Source organism: Streptomyces sp. H39-S7 (assembly GCF_027158205.1).
In the GTDB taxonomy this organism is placed as follows: domain Bacteria; phylum Actinomycetota; class Actinomycetes; order Streptomycetales; family Streptomycetaceae; genus Actinacidiphila.
In genome coordinates this window covers 92,065-116,394 of record NZ_JAPVLU010000006.1, presented here as the reverse complement: position 1 = coordinate 116,394, position 24,330 = coordinate 92,065, and the positions used below count along the sequence as shown (strand labels likewise).

The 24,330-nt window shown below is 72.0% G+C and carries 25 protein-coding genes; 16 read left to right on the top strand and 9 right to left on the bottom strand.

The window, feature by feature from the left end; genetic code table 11:
* The first annotated feature begins 145 nt into the window (after positions 1-145).
* Both O3X23_RS07870 and O3X23_RS07865 read left to right on the top strand, forming a co-directional pair.
* On the top strand, positions 146-448 hold the full coding sequence (locus O3X23_RS07870; RefSeq protein WP_138356502.1) for a DUF4193 domain-containing protein: 303 nt from the start codon (positions 146-148) through the stop codon (positions 446-448).
* Positions 367-1,218 carry a hypothetical protein gene (locus O3X23_RS07865; protein WP_443047791.1) on the top strand — a complete coding sequence of 284 codons (852 nt, stop codon included), beginning with the start codon at positions 367-369 and terminating at the stop codon, positions 1,216-1,218. The genes O3X23_RS07870 and O3X23_RS07865 overlap by 82 nt, the downstream gene beginning before the upstream one ends.
* On the opposite strand, the gene O3X23_RS07860 is transcribed toward O3X23_RS07865, so the two are convergent.
* On the bottom strand, positions 1,205-1,651 hold the full coding sequence (locus tag O3X23_RS07860) for a DUF3093 domain-containing protein (RefSeq protein WP_269270468.1): 447 nt from the start codon (positions 1,649-1,651) through the stop codon (positions 1,205-1,207). The genes O3X23_RS07865 and O3X23_RS07860 overlap by 14 nt on opposite strands.
* Positions 1,652-1,698: 47 nt before the next feature.
* Positions 1,699-2,583, bottom strand: coding sequence for an SDR family oxidoreductase (locus tag O3X23_RS07855; protein ID WP_269270467.1), 885 nt, complete (start codon positions 2,581-2,583; stop codon positions 1,699-1,701).
* 89 nt (positions 2,584-2,672) lie between these two features.
* Between O3X23_RS07855 and O3X23_RS07850 the strand changes: the two genes are divergently transcribed.
* The 4 genes from O3X23_RS07850 to O3X23_RS07835 all read left to right on the top strand — a co-directional run bounded on the left by O3X23_RS07850 (position 2,673) and on the right by O3X23_RS07835 (position 5,601).
* Positions 2,673-3,278 (top strand): PaaI family thioesterase, encoded by a 606-nt coding sequence (locus O3X23_RS07850; RefSeq protein ID WP_443047790.1) that lies wholly within the window; start codon positions 2,673-2,675, stop codon positions 3,276-3,278.
* Positions 3,275-3,808, top strand: coding sequence for a dUTP diphosphatase (gene dut, locus O3X23_RS07845; RefSeq protein ID WP_269270466.1), 534 nt, complete (start codon positions 3,275-3,277; stop codon positions 3,806-3,808). Before O3X23_RS07850 ends, dut begins: the two co-directional genes overlap by 4 nt.
* Positions 3,809-3,810: 2 nt before the next feature.
* Positions 3,811-4,590, top strand: coding sequence for a DUF3710 domain-containing protein (locus O3X23_RS07840; protein WP_269270465.1), 780 nt, complete (start codon positions 3,811-3,813; stop codon positions 4,588-4,590).
* A 276-nt stretch (positions 4,591-4,866) separates the two neighbouring features.
* Positions 4,867-5,601, top strand: coding sequence for an ABC transporter ATP-binding protein (locus O3X23_RS07835; protein ID WP_269270464.1), 735 nt, complete (start codon positions 4,867-4,869; stop codon positions 5,599-5,601).
* Positions 5,602-5,631: 30 nt separating this feature from the next.
* Here the strand turns inward: O3X23_RS07835 and O3X23_RS07830 are convergent, their stop codons facing one another.
* The 4 genes from O3X23_RS07830 to O3X23_RS07815 all read right to left on the bottom strand — a co-directional run bounded on the left by O3X23_RS07830 (position 5,632) and on the right by O3X23_RS07815 (position 9,255).
* Complete coding sequence (locus O3X23_RS07830) at positions 5,632-6,579, bottom strand: TauD/TfdA dioxygenase family protein (RefSeq protein WP_269270463.1); 948 nt, start codon at positions 6,577-6,579, stop codon at positions 5,632-5,634.
* 67 nt (positions 6,580-6,646) lie between these two features.
* Entirely contained in the window at positions 6,647-7,585 is a 939-nt protein-coding gene (locus O3X23_RS07825; protein ID WP_269270462.1) for a TauD/TfdA dioxygenase family protein, read from the bottom strand.
* 179 nt (positions 7,586-7,764) lie between these two features.
* A complete protein-coding gene (locus tag O3X23_RS07820; protein WP_269270461.1) occupies positions 7,765-7,926 on the bottom strand; it encodes a hypothetical protein in 162 nt (53 codons plus the stop codon).
* Between the two features lie 99 nt (positions 7,927-8,025).
* Positions 8,026-9,255, bottom strand: coding sequence for an ROK family transcriptional regulator (locus O3X23_RS07815; RefSeq protein ID WP_269270460.1), 1,230 nt, complete (start codon positions 9,253-9,255; stop codon positions 8,026-8,028).
* Between the two features lie 235 nt (positions 9,256-9,490).
* Here O3X23_RS07815 and O3X23_RS07810 point away from each other — a divergent pair, with 235 nt between their 5' ends.
* From O3X23_RS07810 to O3X23_RS07795, 4 genes are all read left to right on the top strand, one after another.
* Positions 9,491-12,013: a sensor histidine kinase gene (locus O3X23_RS07810; RefSeq protein WP_269270459.1), complete on the top strand. Its 2,523-nt coding sequence runs from the start codon at positions 9,491-9,493 to the stop codon at positions 12,011-12,013.
* Positions 12,014-12,030: 17 nt separating this feature from the next.
* The gene (locus tag O3X23_RS07805; protein WP_269270458.1) at positions 12,031-12,714 is read left to right on the top strand and encodes a response regulator; all 684 of its coding nucleotides are present in this window, start codon (positions 12,031-12,033) and stop codon (positions 12,712-12,714) included.
* Between the two features lie 84 nt (positions 12,715-12,798).
* A complete protein-coding gene (locus O3X23_RS07800) occupies positions 12,799-13,197 on the top strand; it encodes an OB-fold nucleic acid binding domain-containing protein (protein WP_269270457.1) in 399 nt (132 codons plus the stop codon).
* A 3-nt stretch (positions 13,198-13,200) separates the two neighbouring features.
* Entirely contained in the window at positions 13,201-13,923 is a 723-nt protein-coding gene (locus O3X23_RS07795) for a DUF3159 domain-containing protein (protein ID WP_269270456.1), read from the top strand.
* A 91-nt stretch (positions 13,924-14,014) separates the two neighbouring features.
* Here the strand turns inward: O3X23_RS07795 and O3X23_RS07790 are convergent, their stop codons facing one another.
* Together O3X23_RS07790 and O3X23_RS07785 are read right to left on the bottom strand one after the other, a co-directional pair.
* On the bottom strand, positions 14,015-14,683 hold the full coding sequence (locus tag O3X23_RS07790; RefSeq protein WP_269270455.1) for a potassium channel family protein: 669 nt from the start codon (positions 14,681-14,683) through the stop codon (positions 14,015-14,017).
* Positions 14,683-15,348, bottom strand: coding sequence for a potassium channel family protein (locus O3X23_RS07785; RefSeq protein WP_269270454.1), 666 nt, complete (start codon positions 15,346-15,348; stop codon positions 14,683-14,685). Before O3X23_RS07785 ends, O3X23_RS07790 begins: the two co-directional genes overlap by 1 nt.
* A gap of 179 nt (positions 15,349-15,527) precedes the next feature.
* On the opposite strand from O3X23_RS07785, the gene O3X23_RS07780 reads away from it, so the two are divergent.
* The 5 genes from O3X23_RS07780 to O3X23_RS07760 all read left to right on the top strand — a co-directional run bounded on the left by O3X23_RS07780 (position 15,528) and on the right by O3X23_RS07760 (position 22,214).
* Positions 15,528-17,579, top strand: coding sequence for an APC family permease (locus tag O3X23_RS07780; RefSeq protein ID WP_269270453.1), 2,052 nt, complete (start codon positions 15,528-15,530; stop codon positions 17,577-17,579).
* Positions 17,580-17,683: 104 nt separating this feature from the next.
* Entirely contained in the window at positions 17,684-19,015 is a 1,332-nt protein-coding gene (locus tag O3X23_RS07775) for a class I SAM-dependent RNA methyltransferase (RefSeq protein ID WP_269270452.1), read from the top strand.
* Between the two features lie 118 nt (positions 19,016-19,133).
* A complete protein-coding gene (locus O3X23_RS07770) occupies positions 19,134-19,361 on the top strand; it encodes a DUF2945 domain-containing protein (protein ID WP_269270451.1) in 228 nt (75 codons plus the stop codon).
* A 125-nt stretch (positions 19,362-19,486) separates the two neighbouring features.
* On the top strand, positions 19,487-20,998 hold the full coding sequence (locus O3X23_RS07765; protein ID WP_269270450.1) for a cryptochrome/photolyase family protein: 1,512 nt from the start codon (positions 19,487-19,489) through the stop codon (positions 20,996-20,998).
* A 37-nt stretch (positions 20,999-21,035) separates the two neighbouring features.
* On the top strand, positions 21,036-22,214 hold the full coding sequence (locus O3X23_RS07760; RefSeq protein WP_269270449.1) for a spore photoproduct lyase family protein: 1,179 nt from the start codon (positions 21,036-21,038) through the stop codon (positions 22,212-22,214).
* A 92-nt stretch (positions 22,215-22,306) separates the two neighbouring features.
* Here O3X23_RS07760 and O3X23_RS07755 read toward each other — a convergent pair whose 3' ends face one another.
* Entirely contained in the window at positions 22,307-22,858 is a 552-nt protein-coding gene (locus O3X23_RS07755; RefSeq protein WP_269270448.1) for a DUF1697 domain-containing protein, read from the bottom strand.
* A 150-nt stretch (positions 22,859-23,008) separates the two neighbouring features.
* On the opposite strand from O3X23_RS07755, the gene O3X23_RS07750 reads away from it, so the two are divergent.
* Positions 23,009-24,325 (top strand): AAA family ATPase, encoded by a 1,317-nt coding sequence (locus tag O3X23_RS07750; RefSeq protein WP_269270447.1) that lies wholly within the window; start codon positions 23,009-23,011, stop codon positions 24,323-24,325.
* The last annotated feature ends 5 nt before the right edge of the window (positions 24,326-24,330 follow it).

The window sequence follows — 24,330 nt, the reverse complement described above, 5'->3', positions numbered from 1 at the left end:
ACCTCATCCGGGGTGACGTTGGGTGTCGATTGAGTAACAGGCCTTGATGTGAGGCAAAATCTCCGCCTCAGGTCGGGCACAAGTCCGGCCTCCCGCGCGTTACGTGCGCAGACACCAGCAGATACCCAGAGGGGGAGAGCGACACATGGCAACGGATTACGACACACCCCGCAAGACTGACGATGACGTCAATGAGGACAGCATCGAGGAACTGAAGGCTCGCCGGAACGAGAAGTCCACGTCCGCGGTGGACGTCGACGAGTTCGACCAGGCGGAGTCCCTGGAGCTGCCCGGCGCCGACCTCTCCAACGAGGAGCTCTCGGTCCGGGTCCTGCCCCGCCAGGCGGACGAGTTCACCTGCATGACGTGCTTCCTGGTGCACCACCGCAGCCAGCTGGCCGGCGAGGCGAAGAACGGCGACCCGATCTGCCGCGACTGCGCGGCCTGAGGCAGCGGGTAGCCGTGAAGGGCTCGAAGGACTCGCCGGAGGGCCGGGAGGACGACGAGCGAGGCCGTGCGGCCTCGCTCGCGGCCGCCATGGCGCGCGGAGTGAGGAGCGGGGCCAGGAAGGGCGGCATGGGCGCGCGGGTCGGTATGGGCTCGCTCGCCGGGCGGCTCATCGAGGCGGCCCCGCGCATCCCCGTGCGTGACCTGGACACACTGCGCAAGCAGTTCCCGGGTCTGGGACCCGAGGAGATCGCGGACAAACTCATCGCCGGCGCCGTCAGGGGCACCATGACCGTCGGCGCAGGCGTGGGAGCGGCGGCGATGCTGCCGACCCCGCCCGCCATGCCGGCGGAACTGGCCGCCGACACGCTCGGCGTCGCGGCGGTCGAGTACAAGCTCATCGCCGAGCTGCACGAGGTCTACGGGCTCCGTGCGGCCGGCACCGTACGGGAACGCGCAACCGCCTACCTGTGGTCGTGGACCGAGCAGCGGGGCATCGACTTGCTCCGGCTGTCCTCGGTCAATGTCGCCCTCGGCGGCAGGATGAAGAGGGAGCTGCGCCAGCACTTCCTCAAGCGCACGGTCCGGCACCTGCCGATGCTGACCCCGTTCATGATCGGCGCCGCTGTCGGCGCCGCGATGAACCGGCGCGACACCAAGAGGCTGGCGGAGAAGGTCAGAAAGGACCTGCGTGCCGCTCAGATCCCCTGGGACGCGCTGCCGGGCCCCGTGTTGCCCCTGACCCCCCTGCCCCCCGCTATCGAGCTCTGACGGCCTCCAGGGCCTGTGCCAGGCGCTCGGGGGAGCGCGTCGACACGTAGGCGTACGGCGTCGGGTCCGCCGGATCCGTGATCTCGACCTTGAGTGCGGTCGGCACATAGCTGCGGAGCAGCATGAAGGCGCGCGGGTCGGCCTTCCGGCCGCGCCAGGCGACCGTCTCCGCCGGGTCCAGCACCGTCGCCTCGCCCAGCGCCGTGACCGGGATCTTCGCCTCGCCGGCGATGAGTGAGCCCGCCACCACGCGAATCCGCGCCGAGCCGTACGAACTCAGGCCCATCGCCGCCAGCGCGGTCCCGCCGGCCAGGCCCGCGAGCATCGCCAGGACCCCGAAGGGGAAGAGGATCAGCGCGGCTGAGACGCCCGCCCCCAGGGCCAGGAGCCACCAGGAGCGCGGGACGGTGAGGCGTTCGTCGTAGGGCTGCATGGCGTCCAGCTTGGCAGACGCTGTCCGGCCGCCCGCCGCCCGGCCGGTCACTTTCCGCGCAGCCGCTCCACCGCCCGCGCCATCCGCGGCGGGGCGGTCCGCAGACCGGTCGCGAGCTGCTTGGCCCAGTCCGTCGCGCAGGTCGGCGCCACCACGTCCAGCGTCGCCGCCGAGCGGGCCCCGCCGCCCACCAGGTAGCGCGGCAGCGGGCGCCGGGCGTTGAGGGCCTTGAGGACGGCCAGGGCCACCGGACGCGGACCGGGCAGCGTCCGGGCGTCGCGCACCACGTGGTCGGCGGCGGCGTACTGGTCGCGGTAGGCCGAGGTCCGCTCGGCCGGCAGCAGCTCCGCGCCCTGCTCCCAGATCCCGGTGCGGTGCGAGCGGGGCTCGATCAGCACGACCTTCACGCCGAACGGCGCGGTCTCCATGCGCAGCGCGTCCGTCACCGACTCCAGGCCCTGCTTGCTGGCGCAGTACCAGCCCAGCATCGGCAGCGAGATCCGTCCGGCGACCGACGAGATGTTGACGATCCGGCCCGCCCGGCGCTCCCGCATCGCCGGCAGCACCAGCCGCGCGATGCGGGCCGGGGCGACCAGGTTCGTCTCCAGCTGGCGCCGCACCAGCTCGTCGTCCACGTCCTCGACGGCGCCGGGCTGGGCGAAGCCGGCGTTGTTGACCACCGCCCAGGGCCCGCCGTCCGTCAGCATCGCGATCTCGGTGAACGCCTGCACGCACGACGTCGCGTCGGCCACGTCCAGCAGGACCGTGCGCACCGCCGCCCCCGTACGCTCCACCACCGCCCGCAGCGCCTCGGCCTTCTCCGGCGTCCGCACCGTGCCGATCACGTCGAATCCGGCGTGCGCGAGTTCGAGGGTGACGGCGAGGCCGATGCCTCGGCCGGCTCCGGTGACGACGACGGACTTGGGGCTCATGTGCGCTCCGGTCAAGTGGGGGTAGAAGCCGGTACGGGTCAACGGACGGCCGACGGGAAAGGATCCCGCAGGAGGGTAGGGTCTCGGGCGTGAGTGGAGCTACCGCATCCGAAAGCCCTGGCCGGCCGGGCCTGAAGCCGCCGCCAGACGCAGTCCCGCCCGTACGGCACCCCGGCGCGCCCGCGCCCGGCGAGCTGCTCGGGGCGCACTACGACCAGTGTTTCGGCTGCGGCGGCGGACAACCGCACGGACTGCACCTGGAGTCCCGTGCGGGTGACGGAGTGAGCGTCACCGCGGAATTCACCGTACAGACCGCCCACCAGGGCGCTCCGGGCCTCGCGCACGGCGGCGTGCTGGCCTCGGCGCTGGACGAGACGCTCGGCTCGCTGAACTGGCTGCTGCAGGTCATCGCGGTGACCGGCCGGCTGGAGACGGACTTCGTCCGCCCGGTGCCCGTCGGCACCACCCTGTATCTGCGGGCGCACTGCCGCGCGGTCGCCGGACGGAAGATCTACAGCACCGCCGAGGGCCGGATCGGTTCCCCCGACGGCCCGGTCGCGGTCCGCGCGGAAGCCCTCTTCCTGGAAGTGAAGCTCAACCACTTCACGGACAACGGACGCCCCGAGGAGATCCAGGCCGCGATGTCCGACCCGGACCAGGTCAAGGTCGCCCGCGCCTTCGAGGTGAACCCGTGAGCGAGGCCGTACGACGTCCCGTGGACGTCCTCATCCGCCGTCTCGACGACTCGGTGCCCATCCCGGCGTACGAGCACCCCGGAGACGCGGGCGCCGACCTGGTGACCACCCAGGCCGCGGAACTCGCCCCCGGTGAACGCACGGTGCTGCCCACCGGTGTGTCCATCGCGCTGCCGGACGGGTACGCGGCCTTCGTGCACCCCCGCTCGGGCCTGGCCGCCCGGTGCGGGGTGACTCTCGTGAATGCCCCGGGAACGGTGGATGCCGGGTACCGTGGGGAGATCAAGGTGATCGTGGTCAACCTGGACCCACGCGAGAGCGTGCGGTTCGAAAAGGGCGACCGCATTGCCCAACTGGTCGTCCAGCAGGTCGAACGGGTCCGCTTCCACGAGGTCGCGGAACTTCCCGGTTCTGCCAGGGCCGCTGGGGGCTTCGGCTCCACCGGGGGGCATGCCTCGGTAGGTGACGCCCCCGCCGGCCAGACCAGTAATGGATTCGCTTCGGTCGTTGAAGACCGGGAAGGACAGTGACCGTGTTCCGTCGTCGTCGCAAGGAGCGCGAAGACGCCCTCGACGAGCTCGAGGGCGCGAGCCCGGACGAGCTGGCCGAAGACGCCGAAAACGCCGGGGAGTCCGACGACTCCGGCGCATCGGGTCGGTACAACCTTCCGCCGGCCCCCAGGCCCGACGGGCCCTGGGACCTGAGCGAGGTCAAGCAGCCCGGCGAGGGCCGGGTCGACCTCGGCGGTCTGTTCGTGCCCGGTGTCGAGGGCATGGAGCTGCGTGTCGAGGTGGCCGGTGAGTCGATCGTCGCCGCGACCGTGGTGCTGAACGACAGCGCCGTCCAGCTCCAGGCGTTCGCCGCCCCGAAGTCCGAGGGCATCTGGGGCGAGGTGCGCGACGAGATCGCCTCCGGGATCACCCAGCAGGGTGGCATCGTCGACGAGATCGAGGGTTCGCTGGGCTGGGAGCTCCGCGCCCAGGTGCCCGTACAGCTGCCGGACGGCGCGAACGGCGTGCAACTGGTCCGCTTCATCGGCTGTGACGGCCCGCGCTGGTTCCTGCGCGGCGTCATCTCCGGCCAGGGCGCCGTGCAGCCGGAGGCCGCCGGCCTGCTGGAGACGGTCTTCCGCGACACCGTGGTGGTGCGCGGTGAGACACCGATGGCGCCGCGCGACCCGATCGTGCTGAAGCTGCCGACCGACGCGCAGATGGTGCCCGAGGGCATCGCGCAGGAGGAGTCCGAGGGGCCGAAGTTCGGCGACGGGCTCGACCCGATGCGCCGCGGTCCCGAGATCACCCAGATCCACTAGAACGCACCGCACCGCACCGCACCGCACCGCACCTCGGCGAGGGCCGGATCCATGATCATGGATCCGGCCCTCCGTCATGCCGGGGGCAGCGGCCGGGGCCCGGACCAGGGCTGTCGCGGCCGGGATCACCGGCCGGGGACGCGCTGTCCTTGACCGGGTGGATAGGCTCCAGCTGCCGGGAACGCAGCGGTACGGCGGGGGCCGACGGGTGCGGCGCACGGCCGGGAACGACCACCACGGGGTGTGGCCCGCCGAGCGGGCCAGGAGGGGGAGCGCATGAGCGAGCAGTCGACCGGGCACGCGGGGACGGCGGTCGCGGACGGGCCGGCGACCGGGGAGATGGTCGTCGTCGAGGACCTCCGCCGCACCTATGGCAGCGGGGAGACGGCCGTGCACGCGCTGCGCGGTGTCTCCTTCCGGGTGCCGCGCGGCGAGCTGGTCGCCCTCAAGGGCCGGTCCGGCTCCGGGAAGACCACCATCCTCAACCTGGTGGGCGGCCTGGACGCGCCCGACGGCGGCCGGATCACGCTGGACGGCACCGACCTCGCGGGGCTCGGCGACAACGGACTGCTGGCGCTGCGCCGCGACCGTATCGGCTTCGTCTTCCAGTCCTTCGGACTGATCCCGATCCTCACCGCCGCCGAGAACGTCGGCGTTCCCATGCGGCTGCGCAAGGTGCCGCCGCGCGAGCGCGAGGAGCGCGTGCAGCTGCTGCTGTCGCTCGTCGGGCTCTCCGACCACGCCGCGCAGCGCCCCGGCGAGCTCTCCGGCGGCCAGCAGCAGCGGGTCGCCATCGCCCGCGCCCTGGCCAACCGGCCCGTCCTGATCATCGCGGACGAGCCGACCGGCCAGCTCGACGCGGAGACCGGTCTCGCCGTCATGGAGCTGCTGCGCGCCGTCGTCCGCAGCGAGGGCGTCACCGCCCTCGTCGCCACCCACGACGCCCAGCTGCTGGCCCTGGCCGACCGGGTCCTCGAACTGCGCGACGGCCGGATCGTCGACGAATCCTGAGCCCGGCCGACCAGGGCGCGGGAGCGCCGGTCAGGCGCCGACCACCACCCTGTGATCGGCGGTGAAGGGCCGGCCCTCGATCAGCTCGGACGGGGTGCCGTCCGGGCCGACCGGGACATCGCCGATCAGGGTGACGCGGTGCAGGCGGCGCTCGACGTCCAGGTGCTCGATGTCGCGCGGTGCGAGGTGCGCGGTGGCGCGGTTGTCCCAGAAGGCCACGCTGCCCGGCTCCCAGCGGAACCGCACGGTGTACTCGGGCCGGGTGATCTCCTCGTAGAGCAGGTTGAGGACGGCCCGGCTCTCCCGCGGAGTGACGTCCACGAGGTGGCTGGTGAAGCCGGGGTTGACGAACAGCGCGCGCTCGCCGGTCTCCGGGTGCACCCGCACCACCGGGTGCACGGCGACGAGCAGGTTGTCGTTGATCCGGCGGGCGTACTCGCTGTTGCCCTCCGTCCGCTCCGCACCCCCGTAGCGGTGCTCGGCGCGCAGCGTGTCGACGAAGGCCCGGACGGGAGCGGACAGGCCCTCGTACGCGGCGACCAGATTGGTCCAGGTGGTGTCGCCGCCGAACTCCGGTACGGACTCGGCCCGCAGGATCGAGCCGGCGGGCGGGTTGACGGCCGCGGTGACGTCCGTGTGCCAGCCGGCGAAGTAGCTGTACTGGCGCTTGCGCACCGCCTCGCGGAAGCCGGCGCCGTACCGCTCCTCGTAGCGGCGCGGGTCGATGGTGAAGATCTCCGGGTGGTCCTCCGGCGGGGCGTCGTCGTGCGGGTGGGCGTAGGTCAGCTCGCCGAACTGCCGGCCGAAGGCGATCTGGGAGGAGTGGTCGAGCTCCTGGCCGCGGAAGAAGACCACCTTCCAGCGGTGCAGCGCCTCCTTGATCAGCAGCAGGTTCTCCTCGGAGAGCGGCAGCGAGAGGTCCACGCCGGAGATGTCGGCACCGGTGTGGCCGGAGGCGGGACGGACGGTGACAGCCATGGTGATCAGCCCTTCGTCAGCGGGGAGTTGCGATTCCGTCGGATCGGCACCCAGGAGGGCGGGCGCATCAGTGCTCTCCGTCGCCCGGCCGGGCGAGGACCGTGTTGTACGCGGTGTCGTCCCCGGTGAGCGCGCGGCTGTGCGAGCCGTCCACGGCGACCGGGGCGTCACCCGCGAGGGTGATCCGCTGGACCCGGCGCGGCAGGGTGCCGTAGTCGGCCACCGCGTAGTGCTGGGTGGCGCGGTTGTCCCAGAACGCCACGTCGCCGGGTGCCCACCGCCAGCGCACGGTGTTCTCCAGCTCCGTGATGTGCGACTGCAGCAGCCGCAGCAGGTCGCGGGAATCGTCGCCGTTCCAGCCGACGAACCGGCGGACGAACCCGCCGAGCACCAGGACGCGCTCGCCGGTCTCGGGGTGCACCCGCACCACCGGGTGCTCGGTCTCGTACGTGGTGGAGGTGAAGACCTCGCGCTGCCGGCGGGCGTCGTCGGTGTCGTCGGCCGGCTTGTAGGCCGCGTAGTCGTAGCTGTTGGAGTGCACCGCCCACAGCCGGTCCGCGAGTTCGCGCAGCTCGGCGGGGAGGTTCGCGTAGGCGGTCGCGGTGTTGGCCCACACGGTGTCGCCGCCGTACGGCGGGATGGTGACCGCCCGCAGGATGGAGCCGAGCGGCGGGTGCTGGACGAAGGTGACGTCGGTGTGCCAGTGGTTGGCGCGCCCCGCGGTGCGCCCGTAGTCGAGGTCGAGGACGGCGGGGGAGCCCTCCAGCGCGGGAATGGTCGGATGGGCGGTGGTCGGCGTGCCGAAGCGGCGCGCGAAGCGCTCGTGCGCCGCCTGGTCGAGATCCTGGCCGCGGAAGAACACGACCTTGTGCTCCAGCAGCGCGGCGCGGATCTCGGCGATCGTTCCGGCGGACAGCTCGGCGGCGAGGTCCACACCGCTGATCTCGGCGCCGATGTTCCCGGCGACCTTGGCGACGTCGAGCGCGGTCTGGGTGGGTGCGGTCATGGCGAAGCAGCTCCAACTCATGGGTGGGCATGGTGGGCGGGGTTCTGGCGGGACGGAACCGGCCACCACAGGGCGCGGATCGCCGCGGACCGGAAAGCCGGCCCCTGTGGAGGCGGAGAAGGGGGATCAGGTGCCGGGAGTGGGCCGCGGATCAGGCGCCAGGGGGCGGAATCGCCCGGTCAGCGCGTGCGGCCGGCGGGACCGGCGAGGGGGGCGCGACCGGCGGTGCCGGTGGAGCCGGTGGGACGACAGCCGAGACCGGCGAAATGGTGGGCGCGGAAGGCGTTGACCGCCTCCCGCCCGGCGGCGTCGCGTGCCGCTGCCCTACCTGTCACGTCCATGTGCCGATTCTCCTGAACCCCGGTCCGCCGGGCAATGATTTACGACGCGGTGGAAGAAACCCGGGCGCCGCGGGAGGGGAATCCCGCGGCGCCGTACGGCTACGCCGACCGCGCGGTACGCAGTTCCATCGGCCGCCGGTAGACCGCGTCGAGCACCACGGCCCCCGCCGCGACCGCGAGCACCTGCTCCCCGAAGCTGGTGGGGACGACGGCCCGTTCGGGGTCCGTGCACAGGTGGGAGTGTGCGGCGACCTCCTCGTACAGGTCGGGCAGCAGCTCGGGGAAGTGCACCGCCGCGGCTTCCGCGACGACCAGCACCTCGGGGTTGATGACGTCGAGCAGCAGGGCCGCCGCCCGGCCCACCGTGCGCAGCCGCTCGCGCAGCATCAGCACCGCGCCCGCGTGGCCGTCGCGGGCCCGGGACAGCAGCAGCCGGAAGTCCGGGACGGGCACGATGCCGGCGGCGAAGGCCCGCTGGGCCAGGTTGAGTTCCGACACCGCCTCCTGGAGGCAGCCGGTACGGCCGCACGCGCACCGCTGCCCGGGGGCGCCGAACGGCAGGTGCGCGACGTCGCCCGCGCCCGACCGGCGGCCCCGCAGGACGCTGCCGCCCGTCGCGATCGCCGCGTCGACCACGTTGCCGACGAAGAGCTGCACCAGCTCCTCGCGCCCGATGCCCGCGCCGAACATCAGCTCCGCCTGCGCCAGCGCCCGCGCGTGCCCGTCCACATGGACGGGCAGCCGGGTCGCCGCGGTCAGCACGCTCCGTACGGGGACGTCCCGCCAGCCCAGCGGGGCGTGCTCGACGACGGTGCCCTGCTCGCTGTCCACCCAGCCGCCGGTCACGACTCCCAGGCCGAGCACGGACCGTCCGGCGGCGTGCCGGTGCAGGAACCCCGGCAGATGGCCGCGGATGCCGTCCAGGACGCCGCTCACCGAGCCGTCGTGCGGCAGCCGCTCCTGCGCCGTCACCCGCCCGCGCAGGTCCACCACGGCGAAGGTGGTGTGCGGCAGGGCGATGTGCACCCCGCAGACGGCGTGGTGCGCCGGGTCGACGTCCACCGGCACCTGCGGCCGGCCGGCGCGCGGCGGACCGTCCGGCGGCGGCAGCTCGCGCAGCAGCCCGAGCCCGATCAGCTCGGCGGTGTGCCGGGAGACGGCGGCCGGGCTCAGCCCGGTGGCCCGCGCCAGCGCGGTCCTGGCCACCGGGCCACCCCGCAGTACGGCCCGCAGCACCGCCCCGGTGGCGCCGCCCTCGCCGCGGCCGGCGGCCGGCAGGGGCACGGACGGCAGGGCGACGAGCCACGGCGGGCGGGTGGTGGAGAGCATGCGCCGATGCTCGCTGGCGGCGCGCGGCGGGTCAACGAACGGGCGTTACGTCCGTATGGCAGTCCTGCGAACTCGGTCCTGCGGCGTCCCGGGAGGTCTCCGGTGTCAAGGCGCCGTCAAGGTACGCCCCCGCGGCGACCCCGGTCCCATATGCCCCCTTCGGCCGTTCTAAGGTCGAGTCAAGCGCCGCCCGCGCGTCCGGGCGACCGGCGGATCCGAGCAGAACGATGGGGCCATGGCACGCGGCAGACTGCGCATCTACCTCGGGGCGGCCCCCGGCGTGGGCAAGACCTACGCCATGCTCTCCGAGGCGCACCGGCGCACCGAGCGCGGCACCGACATCGTCGTCGCCTTCGTCGAGCACCACCGGCGCCCGCGCACCGAGGTGATGCTGCACGGCCTGGAGCGGATCCCGCGCCGGGAGCTGGAGTACCGCGACGCGGTGTTCACCGAGATGGACGTGGACGCGGTGCTCGCGCGGCGGCCGGCGGTCGCGCTCGTCGACGAGCTCGCGCACACCAACGTGCCCGGCTCGCGCAACGCCAAGCGCTGGCAGGACGTCGAGGAACTGCTCCGGGCCGGAATCGACGTCGTCTCGACCGTCAACATCCAGCACCTGGAGTCGCTGGGGGACGTGGTCGAGTCGATCACCGGTGTGCGGCAGCGCGAGACGGTGCCCGACGAGGTGGTGCGCCGCGCCGACCAGATAGAGCTGGTCGACATGTCGCCACAGGCGCTGCGGCGCCGGATGGCGCACGGCAACATCTACGCCTCCGACAAGGTCGACGCGGCGCTGTCCAACTACTTCCGGCCCGGCAACCTCACCGCGCTGCGCGAACTCGCGCTGCTGTGGGTCGCCGACCGGGTCGACGAGTACCTCCAGGAGTACCGCGCCGACCACCGGATCTCCGCCGCCTGGCAGGCCCGGGAGCGCATCGTCGTGGGCCTGACCGGCGGCCCCGAGGGCCGCACCCTGATCCGCCGGGCGGCCAGGATGGCGGCCAAGGGCTCGGGCAGCGAGATCCTCGCCGTCCACATCGTCCGCAGCGACGGGCTGGCCTCGGGCTCCGCCAAGGAGCTGGCCGCCCAGCGGACCCTGGTGGAGGACCTGGGCGGATCGTTCCACCACGTCGTCGGGGAGGACATCCCCGAGGCCATGCTGGACTTCGCCCGCGGGGTCAACGCCACCCAGATCGTGCTCGGCACCAGCCGCCGCAAGGCCTGGCAGTACGTGCTGGGCCCCGGCGTCGGATCCACCGTCGGCCGCGAGGCCGGCGACATCGACGTCCACATCGTCACCCACGAGCACGCCGCCAAGGGCCGCGGGCTGCCGTCGGCGCGCGGCGCCGGCCTGGGCCGCGCCCGGGTGGTCGCGGGGTGGCTCACCGGCGTGATCGGCCCCGTCCTGCTGGCCCTGCTGCTCACCGGGTGGCACCCCGGCATGAGCCAGGCCACCGAGATGCTGCTCTTCCTGACCCTCACCGTCGCGGCGGCCCTGGTCGGCGGGCTGTTCCCCGCGCTGGCGGCCGCGTTCGCCGGATCGCTGCTGCTGAACTACTACTTCACGCCGCCCACCCACTCCTTCACCATCGCCGAGCCCGAGAACATCATCGCGATCGTGATCTTCGTGTTGGTGGGCCTCGCGGTCGCCTCCGTGGTGGACCTCGCGGCCCGCCGCACCCAGCAGGCCGCCCGGCTGCGCTCGGAGGCCGAGATCCTGTCGTACCTGGCCGGCAGTGTGCTGCGCGGCGAGAGCTCCCTCGACGCGCTGCTGGAACGGGTCCGCGAGACGTTCGGCATGGACTCCGCGGTGCTGCTGGCCCGGGACAGCGACCACGGCGACTGGTCCCAGGAGGCCGCCGTCGGGGAGCACCCCTGCCTGCGCCCTGAGGACGCCGACGTCGAGGTGCCCGTCGGCGACCGCCTCTCGCTGGCGCTCACCGGCCGGGTGCTGCCCGCCTCCGACCGCCGGGTGCTCTCCGCCTTCGCCGCCCAGACGGCCGTCGTCATGGACCGGCGGCGGCTGGAGGGCGAGGCCGAGCAGGCCCGAGAGCTGGCCGAGGGCAACCGCATCCGCACCGCGCTGCTCGCGGCCGTCTCGCACGACCTGCGGACCCCGCTGTCGGCCATCAAGGCGTCGGTGTCGTCGCTGCGTGCCGACGACGTCGCCTGGTCCGACGAGGACGAGGCCGAGCTGCTGGCCGGGATCGAGGACGGCGCCGACCGGCTCGACCACCTGGTCGGCAACCTGCTGGACATGTCCCGCCTGCAGACCGGCACCGTCACCCCGCTGATCCGCGAGATCGACCTCGACGAGGTGGTGCCGATGGCGCTGGGCGGCGTCCCCGAGGGCAGCGTCGTTCTCGACATCCCGGAGAGCCTGCCGATGGTGGCCGTCGATCCCGGCCTGCTGGAGCGCAGCGTCGCCAACGTCGTCGAGAACGCCGTGAAGTACAGCGCCCCGGGCTCCCGGGTGGTGGTGGCCGCCAGCGTCCTGGGCGACCGGGTGGAGGTGCGGGTCGTCGACCGCGGCCCCGGGGTGCCGGAAACCGCCAAGGACCGGATCTTCGAGCCGTTCCAGCGCTACGGCGACGCCCCGCGCGGCACCGGCGTGGGCCTGGGCCTCGCGGTCGCCCGCGGCTTCGCCGAGTCCATGGGGGGCACGCTGGTCGCCGAGGACACCCCCGGCGGCGGTCTGACGATGGTCCTCACCCTCCGGGCCGCCCCCGGCGGCCGTCCGGCCGCGGCAACAACGTGAACGAGAAGAGGAATCCCATGCACCGGGTGCTCGTGGTGGAAGACGAGCCGCAGATCGTGCGCGCCCTTGTGATCAATCTGCGGGCCCGCAAGTACGAGGTCGACGCCGCCCACGACGGCGCGACCGCGCTGCAGCTGGCCGCCGCCCGCCACCCCGACGTGGTCGTCCTGGACCTCGGCCTGCCGGACATGGACGGCGTCGAGGTGATCCGCGGGCTGCGCGGCTGGACCCGCGTCCCGATCATCGTCCTGTCGGCCCGCCAGACGTCCGACGAGAAGGTCGAGGCCCTCGACGCGGGTGCGGACGACTACGTCACCAAGCCGTTCGGCATGGACGAACTGCTCGCCCGGCTGCGGGCCGCCGTCCGCCGGGCGGCGCCCGGCGGCCCCGAGGGCGACGCCGCGACCGTCGAGACCGCGACCTTCACCGTCGACCTGGCGGCGAAGAAGGTCCACCGGGGCGGCGCCGACGTCCGGCTCACGCCGACCGAGTGGCACCTGCTGGAGGTCCTGGTCCGCAACACCGGCCGGCTGGTCGGCCAGAAGCAGCTCCTGCAGGAGGTGTGGGGGCCCTCGTACGGCACCGAGACCAACTACCTGCGGGTCTACATGGCGCAGCTGCGCCGCAAGCTGGAGGCGGATCCCGCGCACCCGCGGCACTTCATCACCGAGCCGGGCATGGGCTACCGCTTCGAGCACTGATCCGCGGAACGGACATTCCCGTCCCGGCGATCGGCCGTCCGGCGTACCTCACGCCTTGCCGGCCGGGCCCGGTACGCTGGATACATGAGTGGTGCCACCCGTTCGGAACGACCCACCGGCCGCTTCCGGCGCATGATTGACCGCCTGTCGTCCTCCCAGGAGGAGCTGCACTCCGAGGAGCTGCAGAAGGACGCCCTGTCGGTGGGCTGCACGCGCATCTGCGACTGCGGGGACCGGCAGATCGTCACCGTGACCGGTAGTCTGCGCACGGTCACCCTGCGACCACGGGCCGGAGTGCCCGCGCTGGAGGCGGAGCTGTTCGACGGTTCCGCCGCCCTGGACGTGGTGTGGCTGGGACGCCGCAGTATCAACGGGATAGAGCCGGGCCGCAAGATCATAGCTTCGGGCCGGATCTCGATGAATCACGGTCGTCCCGTTCTGTTCAATCCCAAGTACGAACTGCGTCCGGTCGGACAGGAGTAGTCGGTGGCGTCGATCGACAAGCAGACAGAGGACCCGCGGACCGACAAGGGGGCGGACGACGATTCCAGAGCGATCACCGAAGCCGCGCTCTTCGAGGCGTTCGGCGGCATCCGGGGCATGGTGGAGACCACCGTGCCCGGCCTGGTCTTCGTCCTGATCTACACGATCAACAGAGATATCCACATCGCGGCCATCGCCGCGCTCAGCCTCTCCGTGCTGCTCGGGATCGCCCGGCTGGTCCGCAAGGACACCCTCAAGCACGCCTTCAGCGGTGTGTTCGGCGTGGCCTTCGGCGCGGTCTTCGCGATGATGTCCGGCGATGCCAAGAACTTCTACCTGCCCGGGATGCTGTACACCCTGGGGCTGGCCGTCGCGTACATCGCCACCGCCATCGCGGGCGTCCCGCTGCTGGGCCTGATCCTCGGTCCGGTCTTCAAGGAGAACCTGTCCTGGCGCAAGCGCAACCCGGGCCGGCTGCGCGCCTACACCAAGGCCAGCTGGGCGTGGGGGCTGATCCTGCTCGCCAAGTCGGCGATCCTGTTCCCGCTGTACTGGTGGGGCGACGCCACGCAGCTCGGCTGGGTCAAGGTGGCGCTCGGCATCCCGCCGATGCTGCTGTCGGTCTACCTGACGTGGATCTTCCTGTCGAAGGCTCCGCCGCCGATCAACGTGATCGCCGAGATGGAAGCCGAGGAAGAGGCGAAGAAGGCCGCCGCGAGGTCCTGACACCCGCTCCTTGTGCGTGACGCTCCTTGTGCGTGACGACGGGCGCCCCGGACCTTCCCGGTCCGGGGCGCCCGTCGTCGTATCCGGTTTGTCAGTCCTCGCGCTGGACGGACAGCAGGTCCTCCAACTGCTCCTCGCGGTGAGGTGCGGCGACGAACAGCAGCTCGTCACCGGCCTCCAGCGCGTCGTCCGCGGTCGGCGTGAGCACCCGGTTGCCCCGGATGATCGTCACCAGCGAGGTGTCCTGCGGCCACTCCACGTCGCCGACGCGGGTGCCGACCAGCGCGGCCTCCGGCGGCAGCGTGAGCTCCACCAGGTTCGCGTCGCCCTGGCTGAAGCGCATCAGCCGCACGAGATCACCGACGCTCACGGCCTCCTCGACCAGCGCGGACATCAGCCGCGGGGTGGAGACGGCCACGTCGACGCCCCAGGACTCGTTGAAGAGCCATTCGTTCTTGGGGTTGTTGACGCGGGCGACGACCCGCGGCACCCCGTACTCGGTCTTGGCGAGCAGCGAGACGACGAGGTTGACCTTGTCGTCACCGGTGGCGGCGATGACCACGTTGCAGCGCTGCAGCGCCGCCTCGTCCAGCGAGGTGATCTCGCAGGCGTCGGCGAGCAGCCACTCGGCCTGCGGAACCCGCTCCACCGAGATGGAGGTGGGGTTCTTGTCGACGAGCAGGACCTCGTGCCCGTTCTCCAGCAGCTCGCCCGCGATCGAGCGGCCGACCGCGCCGGCTCCGGCGATGGCGACTCTCATCAGTGCGCCTCCTCAGGGCCCTTGGCGCACGCGGCCTCGACCTCGGCGACTCCGTCGGTGCGCATCATCACGTGCACCAGATCGCCTTCCTGCAGCACCGTCTGGGAGGACGGCAGCATGGCCTCGCCCAGCCGGGTGAGGAATGCCACACGGACCCCGGTCTCGTCCTGCAATTTGCTGATCTTGTGACCCACCCAGGCCGGCGAGGTGTGCACCTCGGCGAGCTGCACACCGCCGCTCGGGTCCCGCCACAGCGGCTCCGCGCCCGAGGGCAGCAGCCGGCGCAGCATCTGGTCCGCGGTCCACCGCACGGTGGCCACGGTCGGGATGCCGAGGCGCTGGTACACCTCGGCACGCCGGGGGTCGTAGATCCGGGCGGCCACGTTCTCGATACCGAACATCTCCCGGGCCACCCGGGCCGCGATGATGTTGGAGTTGTCGCCGCTGCTGACCGCCGCGAAGGCGCCTGCCTCCTCGATTCCGGCCTCGCGAAGCGTGTCCTGGTCGAACCCGACTCCGGTCACCCGGCGCCCGCTGAACCCGGATCCCAAACGGCGGAACGCCGTCGGGTCCTGGTCCACCACCGCGACCGTATGACCTTGCTGTTCGAAGGATTGCGCAAGAGTGGAACCCACCCGTCCGCAGCCCATAATCACGACGTGCACGCCCGTCCTTCCGGCTGTCAACATGTGTGGCCGTACCTGGTAAGCGTCTCAGACCGCGCCCAAAGCTACACACGCGCGCACCCCCGTGGGAGGTTGCGGACGCTCGGAGCGGGACTTTGCCTTCTCTTAGGAGGGTGGCGGTCGCATGCCCGTACGGCGCAGCGCTTACCATCCTCTCCGTGCCCAAACTGACTGACCTGCCGAAACGGATCTTGATCGGCCGCGCCCTGCGCAGCGACAAGTTGGGAGAGACTCTTCTCCCCAAGAGGCTCGCGCTTCCGGTGTTCGCCTCAGACCCGCTCTCGTCGGTCGCCTACGCGCCCGGCGAGGTGCTGCTGGTCCTGTCGATCGCGGGCGCGTCCGCCTACCATTTCAGCCCGTGGATCGCCGTCGCGGTCGTCGTGCTGATGTTCACGGTCGTGGCGTCCTACCGCCAGAACGTGCACGCCTATCCCTCCGGGGGCGGTGACTACGAGGTCGCCACCACCAACCTCGGGCCGAAGGCCGGTCTCACCGTCGCGAGCGCGCTGCTCGTCGACTACGTGCTGACCGTCGCCGTGTCCGTCGCCTCGGGCATCGAGAACCTCGGCTCGGCCGTGCCGTTCTTCGCCACCCACAAGGTGCTGGGCGCCGTCAGCATGATCTTCCTGCTGATGGTGATGAACCTGCGCGGGGTGCGCGAGTCCGGGTCGATCTTCGCGATCCCGACCTACGCGTTCGTCGTCGGCGTCTTCTGCATGATCCTGTGGGGCTGCTTCAAGATCGCCACCGGCGACACCATGGAGGCGCCCACCGCGCACTACACGATCCATGCCGAGGTCAGCGGCATCAGCGGCTTCGCGCTGGTCTTCCTGCTGCTCCGCGCCTTCTCCTCCGGCTGTGCCGCGCTCACCGGAGTCGAGGCCATCAGCAACGGTGTCCCGGCCTTCCAGAAGCCGAAGTCCAAGAACGCCGCCACCACGCTGGCGGCCATGGGCATCCTCGCCGTCACCATGTTCTGCGGCATCATCGCGCTGGCCATGTACACCAACGTGCGGATGGCCGAGAACCCGGCGACCGACCTGCTGGTCGACGGCAAGCCGGTGGGCCCCGGCTACACCCAGGACCCGGTCATCGCACAGGTCGCGGAGGCCGTCTTCGGGCACAACTCGATCCCCTTCATCTTCCTGGCCGCCGTCACCGCGCTCGTCCTGTTCCTGGCGGCCAACACGGCCTACAACGGCTTCCCGGTCCTCGGCTCGATCCTCGCCCAGGACCGCTACCTGCCGCGCCAGCTGCACACCCGCGGCGACCGGCTCGCGTTCTCCAACGGCATCGTGGTGCTGGCCGGCTTCGCCGCGGTCCTCGTCTACATCTACGGCGCCGACTCGACGCGGCTGATCCAGCTGTACATCGTCGGCGTCTTCGTCTCGTTCACGCTCAGCCAGATCGGCATGGTCCGGCACTGGAACCGCCACCTGCGCAGCGAGACCGACACCGCCAAGCGCCGCCACATGTTCCGGTCCCGGGCGATCAACACCTTCGGCGCCTTCTTCACCGGCATGGTGCTGATCATCGTCCTGCTGACGAAGTTCACGCACGGCGCCTGGGTCGCGGTCCTCGGCATGGTGCTCTTCTACGGGATGATGACCGCCATCCGGCGCCACTACGACCGGGTGTCCGAGGAGATCGCCGCGGGCGAGGAGCGGACCGACGAGGAGGTGCGCCCGTCCCGGGTGCACTCGATCATCCTCGTCTCCAAGGTCCACAAGCCGACGCTGCGCGCCCTGGCCTACGCCAAGCTGATGCGCTCCGACACCCTCGAAGCGCTCAGCATCAACGTCGACCCGGCCGACACCAAGGCCCTGCAGGCCGAGTGGACCCGGCGCGGCATCGACGTGCCGCTGAAGGTCCTGGACTCGCCCTACCGCGAGATCACCCGGCCGATCATCGAGTACGTGAAGGGCCTGCGGCGGGCCAGCCCGCGCGATGTGGTCAGCGTCTACATCCCCGAGTACGTCGTCGGCCGCTGGTACGAGCACCTGCTCCACAACCAGAGCGCCCTGCGGCTCAAGGGCCGGCTGCTCTTCACGCCCGGCGTCATGGTCACCTCGGTGCCGTGGCAGCTGGACTCCTCCGAGCGCGCCAAGGTCCGGGCGCGCAAGCGCGCCGACTGGAACGCCCCCGGCGCGATCCGGCGCGGCCCGGTCAGCCCCCCGAAGCGGGACAAGGAGCACACCGGCCAGAAGTAGGCCGTCAGGCGGGAGGCGCGGCGGGACGTAGACTGGTGAGCTGCCGTTCTACGGTCCCGCCCGCAGCACCCCGCCGCACCACCTCTCGCAGGAGCCTGTTCATCATGCAGAACCGTACGAAGGAACAGGCCGACGAGCTGGTCGGAGAGCGCTACGAGGTCGAGGTCGGCCCCGTCGCGCACGGCGGCCACTGCATCGCCCGTCACGAAGGACGGGTCCTGTTCGTGCGGCACGCCCTGCCCGGTGAGCGCGTCATCGCCAAGATCACCGAGGGCGGCCCGGACTCCAAGTTCCTGCGCGCGGACGCCGTGGAGGTCCTCCAGGCGTCCCCCGACCGCGTCCCGGCGCCCTGCCCGTACTCCGGCCCCGGCGCCTGCGGCGGCTGCGACTGGCAGCACGTCGCCCCCGGCGCCCAGCGCCGGCTGAAGGTCGACGTCATCACCGAGCAGCTCAGCCGGCTCGCCGGTCTCAGCCCGCAGGACGCCGGCTGGGACGGCACCGTCGAGCCCGCGCCCGGCGACAAGACCGCCGAGGGCACGGTGCCCGCGTGGCGCACCCGCGTGCAGTTCGCCGTCGACGCCGAGGGGTACGCGGGTCTGCGCCGCCACCGCTCGCACGAGCTCGAGCGGATCGACCAGTGCCTGATCGCGGCGCCCGGCGTCACCGAGCTGGGCATCGAGACCCGTGAGTGGCCGGACACCGCGTCCGTCGAGGCCATCGCGGCGACCGGCTCCAACGACCGCCAGGTCATCGTCACCCCGACGCCCGAGGGCCGGCTGCCGATCGTCGAGCTGGACCGTCCGGTCTCGGTCGCCCGCGTCGACGAGCAGGGCGGCGTGCACAAGGTGCACGGCCGCGGCTTCGTCCGCGAGCGCGCCGTCGGCCGCACCTGGCGGGTCGGCTCCGGCGGCTTCTGGCAGGTCCACCCGCAGGCCCCCGACCTGCTGGCCGCGGCGGTCCTGGACGGCCTCCAGCCGCGCGACGGCGACACCGCCCTCGACCTGTACTGCGGCGTCGGCCTGTTCGCCGGCGCGATCGCCGAGAAGGTCGGCGAGACCGGCGCGGTGCTGGGCATCGAGTCCGGCAAGCGCGCGGTGGAGGACGCCCGGCACAACCTGGCCGACCTGGACCGCGTACGCATCGAGCACGGCAAGGTCGAGACCGTCCTGCCGCGCACCAAGATCACCGAGGCCGACCTGATCGTCCTCGACCCCCCGCGGGTCGGCGCCGGCAAGTCCACCGTCAAGCACCTCGCCTCGCTCGGCGCCCGCCGCATCGCCTACGTCGCCTGCGACCCGGCAGCCCTCGCCCGCGACCTGGCGTACTTCGCGGAGTTCGGCTACAAGCCGGTGTCGCTGCGCGCCTTCGACCTCTTCCCGGTCACCCACCACGTGGAGTGCGTGGCGATCCTCGAACCCGTGGCCAAGGGTCGCTGACCCGGACCGCGGTGGCGCTGCCACGAACGGCCCGCCGGAGTGCGCCCGACCCTGATGGGCGGCACAGTGATGAACGTCGTCGCATTCCGGGGGCCGAGTTCGAGGAGATCTGCGGATCGTGGCAAAGGGAAAGAAGCTCGGCAAGGGTGACCAGGTCTCCTGGAGCAGTCACGGTCAGACTGTCTCCGGGACGGTGAAGAAGAAGATCACGGGACGCGCCGAGGTGGCGGGCCGTACCGTCGACGCCTCGAAGGACGCACCGCAGTACGAGGTCGAGAGCGACAAGTCCGGCCGCAACGCCGTCCACAAGCCGCAGTCCCTGCGCAGGAAGAGTGGCGGCTCGTGAGCGGCAAGGACGACGACGGCCGGCAGGAGACCATCGACGAGTTCGGTGACGCCGCCGGCGGTACTCCCTCATGAACCGGGTCCACGACCCGGCGGCGTGACGGACCCGAGGACGGAGTGCTCGGCATGACCGGGGAAGAGTCCGGCACCACCCATTGGCTGTTCGGCGACCAGCTCGGTCCCCACTTCACCGATCCGGCGCGGGGCGGCCCGCACCCGGACGCCCCGCTGCTGATGATCGAGGCCCGCAGCGTCCTGCGGCGCCGGCGGTTCCACCGCGCCAAGGCCCATCTGATCCTCTCGGCGATGCGCCACCGGGCCGCCGAACTCGGCGACCGGGTGCGCTACGTCAGGGCGGACACCTACTGCCAGGGTCTGCGCGAGGCAGTGGGGGAAGGCCCGGTCACCGTGCACCACCCCACCTCGCACGCGGCCCTCGCCTTCGTCCGCGCGCTGCCCTCCGTACGCGTCCTGCCGGCGCGCGGCTTCCTCGTGTCGCACGACGAGTTCACGCACTGGGCGGACGGCCGCGGCACGAAACACCTCCGCCAGGAGGACTTCTACCGATGGGTCCGCCAGACGCACGAGCTGCTGATGGAGGGCGAACAGCCCGCCGGCGGGCGCTGGAACCTGGACCACGACAACCGGCAGCCCCCGCCGCGCGGTGCCACCGAGCTGGGCGTCCCGGCGGCCTACCGCCCCCGGGAGAGCGACATCGACGCCGAGGTGCGGGCCGACCTCGACCGCTGGTCGCGCGACGGGGACGTCGAGTTCGTCGGTGAGGACGGACCCCGCGCGTTCCCCGCCACCCGCCGGGAGGCACTCGCCGCACTGCGCCGCTTCGTCGAGCACCGGCTCGCCACGTTCGGCGCGAACGAGGACGCCGTCCTCTCCGGGGACGCGACGATGAGCCACAGTCTGCTCTCCTCGTCGCTCAACCTCGGCCTGCTGGACCCCGCCGAGGTTGTCGAACGGGCCGAGGCGCGCTGGCGGTCGGGCGACGCGCCGCTCAACAGCGCCGAGGGGTTCGTGCGGCAGATCGCCGGATGGCGCGAGTTCGTCTGGCACACCTACTGGTACTTCGGCGAGCGGTACCGCACCAGCAACGCCCTGGGCCACCGGCGGCCGCTGCCCGACTGGTTCACGGAGCTGTCCTCGGATGGGACGGAGGCGAACTGCCTCTCCCACGCCCTGGACCAGGTCAGGACCACGGGCTGGACCCACCACATCCCCCGGCTGATGATTCTGGGCAGCTACGCCCTGCAACGGGGATGGGAGCCCCGGGCCGTCACCGACTGGTTCCACCGCAGCTTCGTCGACGGCTACGACTGGGTCATGCTGCCGAACGTGGTGGGCATGTCGCAGTACGCGGACGGGGGCCGCATGACCACCAAGCCGTACACGTCAGGCGGCGCCTACATCGACCGCATGACCGACTTCTGCGGCCCCTGCCGGTACAAGCCGACCGTGCGGGTCGGCGAGGACGCCTGCCCCTTCACCGCCGGGTACTGGAACCTGCTGCACCGCCACCGCGACCGGTTCGAACGCAACGCGCGGATGACCCAGGCGGTGCGGGGACTGGACCGGCTCCGCGATCTCGAAGAACTGCTGGAGCAGGAACGCGACCGCGAGGACTGAGATCCTGGGGCAGGCAGCACGCGGAGAGGAAGAACACGTGGATCAGCCGGCGGCGGAACCCGCCTCGGGAGAGCCTGAGCAGCAAGCCCTGTTCGGGTGGTCGGAGACCGAGCCGGTGCGGCCGGCCGTACCCCAGCCGTTCCGGGACAGCCCGCAGGCACGCCGGATGCTCGACGTGCGCGAGGTCTACGCGGAGCCGGCGGCCCTCGACTCCCCGCGCGGCCGGCAGATCATGGCCCGGCTGCCGGGAGTGCCCGTGACCGAGGTCGCGAGCCACTGGCGCATCCCCGCCCTGCACGGCAACGACGGCAACATCGGCCGATGGGTCCGCATCAAGACCGAGACGCTCGTCCTCGGCGTCAAGCACACGCTCGCGACGCGCCCCAACGGCAGGTCGGCCGACTGGATCGCGCCGGGGCCCTCCAACGGCTGCGCCATGGCCTGCGTCTACTGCTACGTCCCCCGCCGCAAGGGCTTCGCCAACCCCATCACCCTGTTCACCAACATCGAGGCGATCGTGGCCCACATCGGGCGCCATGTACGGGCCCAGGGACCCAAACCGGAACCCAACCAGTGCGATCCCCAGGCCTGGGTCTACGACATCGGCGAGAACGGCGACTGCTCCGTCGACGCGCTGATCTGCGACAACACGGCGGACCTGGTGGCCGCGTTCCGTGGCCTGCCGACGGCGAAGGCGTCCTTCGCGACCAAGTTCGTCAACCCCGACCTCCTCGCCCTCGACCCCCAGGGGCGCACCCGCGTGCGCTTCTCCCTCATGCCGCCCGACGACGCCCGCCTGCTGGACATCCGCACCAGCCCCGTCCCCGAGCGGATCGCGGCGGCGGCCGACTTCCTCGACGCCGGCTACGAGGTCCACTTCAACCTCTCGCCCGTCGTACTGCGCCCGGGATGGGAGCAGGACTGGGCCGACCTGTTCATCCACCTCGACGACGTCCTGCCCGCCCGTGTGAAGGAACAGGCCGCGGCCGAGATCATCATGCTGACCCACAACCGGTCGCTCCACGAGGTCAACCTGGGCTGGCACCCCCGCGCCGAGGAGCTGCTGTGGCAGCCGACCGGCCAGGAGACCAAACGCTCCCAGAACGGAGCCCTCAACGTCCGCTACGACCACGACCTCAAGCGGCACTCCCTGCAGCGGATCCGCCAACTCCTGGAAATGCACGCACCCTGGCTCCGCGTCAGGTACGCGTTCTGAGGGATGCGTTCGTCCGCCGGCGTCCGTGTCGAGGAGGAGACCGTTCTGGACGTGCTGCTGTCCGACCTCGGGCCGGGGTGACGCGGCCGGGGCTATTCCGTTGCCATCGCGGTGAGTTTCAGGACGGTGTTCCAGTTGCGGGCTGTTGCTGTGACGCCGAGTTTCTTGTCGGTGAACAGCAGGGCGAGACGGGCTTTGTGGATGCCGTCCGGCAGGTGGGTGTAGATCTCGGTCGGGGTCTTGGGGTCGGCCAGGCGGAACTCCTCCGGGGCGTAGGCCGCGGGGTCGATGGCGGAGAGGCGTTCCTGGTCGGGCGGGGCGGAGAGGAAGGTCACCAGGAAGCGGGACGGGTCGATGCCCTCCATGTCGAAGGGGTTGCGGTCGACCACGCGCCGGAGGCCGGCGCCGTCGCGCACGAGGCAGCGGATGGTGAGCCCCAACTCCTCGGTGATGCGCGCCTCCAGGGAGGTGGCCAGCTCCGCCGGGTCGGCGCGGGGGTGGCCGAAGACGGCGTTGCCGCTCTGGAGGTGAGTGCGGACGTCGGTGCAGTCCAGCCCGGTCAGCAGCTCGCGCAGGGTCTGCATCGGCACCTTGTTCTTGCCGCCCACGTTGATCCCGCGGAGCAGCGCCACATAGCTCGTCACGCGGCCCACCGTAGACCAGGAGTCGGACAATGCTCCGAATTCTCAGGCCCTGGCGACCGGGGCGCCGTCAGTCCGGCGGGTCGCCCGTTCGGAGGACGTGGGGGCTGGTGTAACGGTTCGGCAGGGGTGGGGCTGGTTACGTTCGCGGATATGAACCTCACGAGTGAGCGTCCCGCCGTCACCGAACTGCGGTTGTCCGCCTTCAAGTCGCACCGGGGGGCGAGCTTCGCGCTGGGTCCGCTCACCCTGCTCGCCGGCGCGAGCGGGACGGGGAAGTCGAGCGTTCTGGAGGCGTTGGCGGCGCTGGGGCGGTTGGCCGGCGGGGAGACGCTGGGTGAGGTGTTCGACGGGTCGGGGGACCGGGCGGGGAGCGTGCGGGGCGGGGCCGCGGCCTGTGTGCCGCAGGGCGCGCAGCCGGACGCCGAGGGGCGGCGCGGGTTCCGGGTCGGCTGCACGGTCACCGGACCCGTCGGGCCGGTCCGGCTGGATGTGGCCGTCCAGACCGAGCCGGAACTGCGGATCGTCGGCGAGCGGTTGACGGGTGGCGGGGAGACGCTGCTGACCACCGCGCTGCGCGACCCGGAACGGCGCACCGTCCAGGCGGCGTGGCACACGGCGGGGCTGGTGCCCGTCACCCGGGCGCCGCTTCCGGACGATCTGCTGGCGACCGCGCTGCTGCCGCTGCGCGTCGCGGGCCGCACCGAGGGCCAGCGGCTGGTGCTGGCGGCGGTGGAACAACTGGTCCTGGCGTTGCGCGGGGTGTTCCCGGTGGAGCCGCGGCCGGAGACGATGCGGGCGCCGGTGGACGCCGCGGACGGGATGCTCCGCCGCGGCTGCGAGAACCTGTCGGCGGTCCTGGCCAGGACCGAGGGGGAGTGCCGTACCCGGCACGCGGCGCTGGTGCGGGCGATGCGGGAGGTCTGCAGTCCGCCGGTGGACGGGCTGACCGTCCTGCGGTCGCAGCTGCCGGACGGCGCTGATCGCGGTGCCGAACTGCGGTCGGTGATCGCCGCGGTGGACCGTGGGCCGCTGGGCCTGGTGCCGGTGGACCGGCTGGGCGACGGGGAGCTGCGCTTCCTGGCCATCGCGCTGGTCCTGCTGACCGGGCCGGGGGTGCTGGAGGTCGACACGAGCGCCGAACTCCTGCCGGCCGCCCAGGTGCTGACCGTGCTCAGTGACGGCTTCGACCTGGGGATGGACCGGCGGCAGACCCGTGAGCTGCTCGCTCTGGCGGGCATGGCGGCCGACCGCGGTCACATCCGGCTGGTGGGGGTGGTGCATGACGCCGCTGTCGCGGAGGGGTTGGGGGGAGTCTCCGTCATCGACTTCGTTCGCCCCCGGCGGTCGGAGCACGGCGGCAAGGAGGGCGAACCGGCGGCGGAACCCCAGGTGAATCCGCAGCGGACCGCGCCCGAGGAGGGGGCCGGTGCGCCGGTGTCCGCGCGGTCGGCGCCCACGATGCGGTAGACCTG

Excerpts from the sequence above, each read along its gene's own strand:
- O3X23_RS07870 (WP_138356502.1), top strand. The coding sequence starts at position 146 with ATGGCAACGGATTACGACACACCCCGCAAGACTGACGATGACGTCAAT.
- O3X23_RS07860 (WP_269270468.1), bottom strand. The coding sequence starts at position 1,651 with ATGCAGCCCTACGACGAACGCCTCACCGTCCCGCGCTCCTGGTGGCTC.
- O3X23_RS07855 (WP_269270467.1), bottom strand. The coding sequence starts at position 2,583 with ATGAGCCCCAAGTCCGTCGTCGTCACCGGAGCCGGCCGAGGCATCGGC.
- O3X23_RS07835 (WP_269270464.1), top strand. The coding sequence starts at position 4,867 with ATGAGCGAGCAGTCGACCGGGCACGCGGGGACGGCGGTCGCGGACGGG.
- O3X23_RS07830 (WP_269270463.1), bottom strand. The coding sequence starts at position 6,579 with ATGGCTGTCACCGTCCGTCCCGCCTCCGGCCACACCGGTGCCGACATC.
- O3X23_RS07825 (WP_269270462.1), bottom strand. The coding sequence starts at position 7,585 with ATGACCGCACCCACCCAGACCGCGCTCGACGTCGCCAAGGTCGCCGGG.
- O3X23_RS07820 (WP_269270461.1), bottom strand. The coding sequence starts at position 7,926 with ATGGACGTGACAGGTAGGGCAGCGGCACGCGACGCCGCCGGGCGGGAG.
- O3X23_RS07815 (WP_269270460.1), bottom strand. The coding sequence starts at position 9,255 with ATGCTCTCCACCACCCGCCCGCCGTGGCTCGTCGCCCTGCCGTCCGTG.
- O3X23_RS07810 (WP_269270459.1), top strand. The coding sequence starts at position 9,491 with ATGGCACGCGGCAGACTGCGCATCTACCTCGGGGCGGCCCCCGGCGTG.
- O3X23_RS07805 (WP_269270458.1), top strand. The coding sequence starts at position 12,031 with ATGCACCGGGTGCTCGTGGTGGAAGACGAGCCGCAGATCGTGCGCGCC.
- O3X23_RS07800 (WP_269270457.1), top strand. The coding sequence starts at position 12,799 with ATGAGTGGTGCCACCCGTTCGGAACGACCCACCGGCCGCTTCCGGCGC.
- O3X23_RS07790 (WP_269270455.1), bottom strand. The coding sequence starts at position 14,683 with ATGAGAGTCGCCATCGCCGGAGCCGGCGCGGTCGGCCGCTCGATCGCG.
- O3X23_RS07775 (WP_269270452.1), top strand. The coding sequence starts at position 17,684 with ATGCAGAACCGTACGAAGGAACAGGCCGACGAGCTGGTCGGAGAGCGC.
- O3X23_RS07765 (WP_269270450.1), top strand. The coding sequence starts at position 19,487 with ATGACCGGGGAAGAGTCCGGCACCACCCATTGGCTGTTCGGCGACCAG.
- O3X23_RS07750 (WP_269270447.1), top strand. The coding sequence starts at position 23,009 with ATGAACCTCACGAGTGAGCGTCCCGCCGTCACCGAACTGCGGTTGTCC.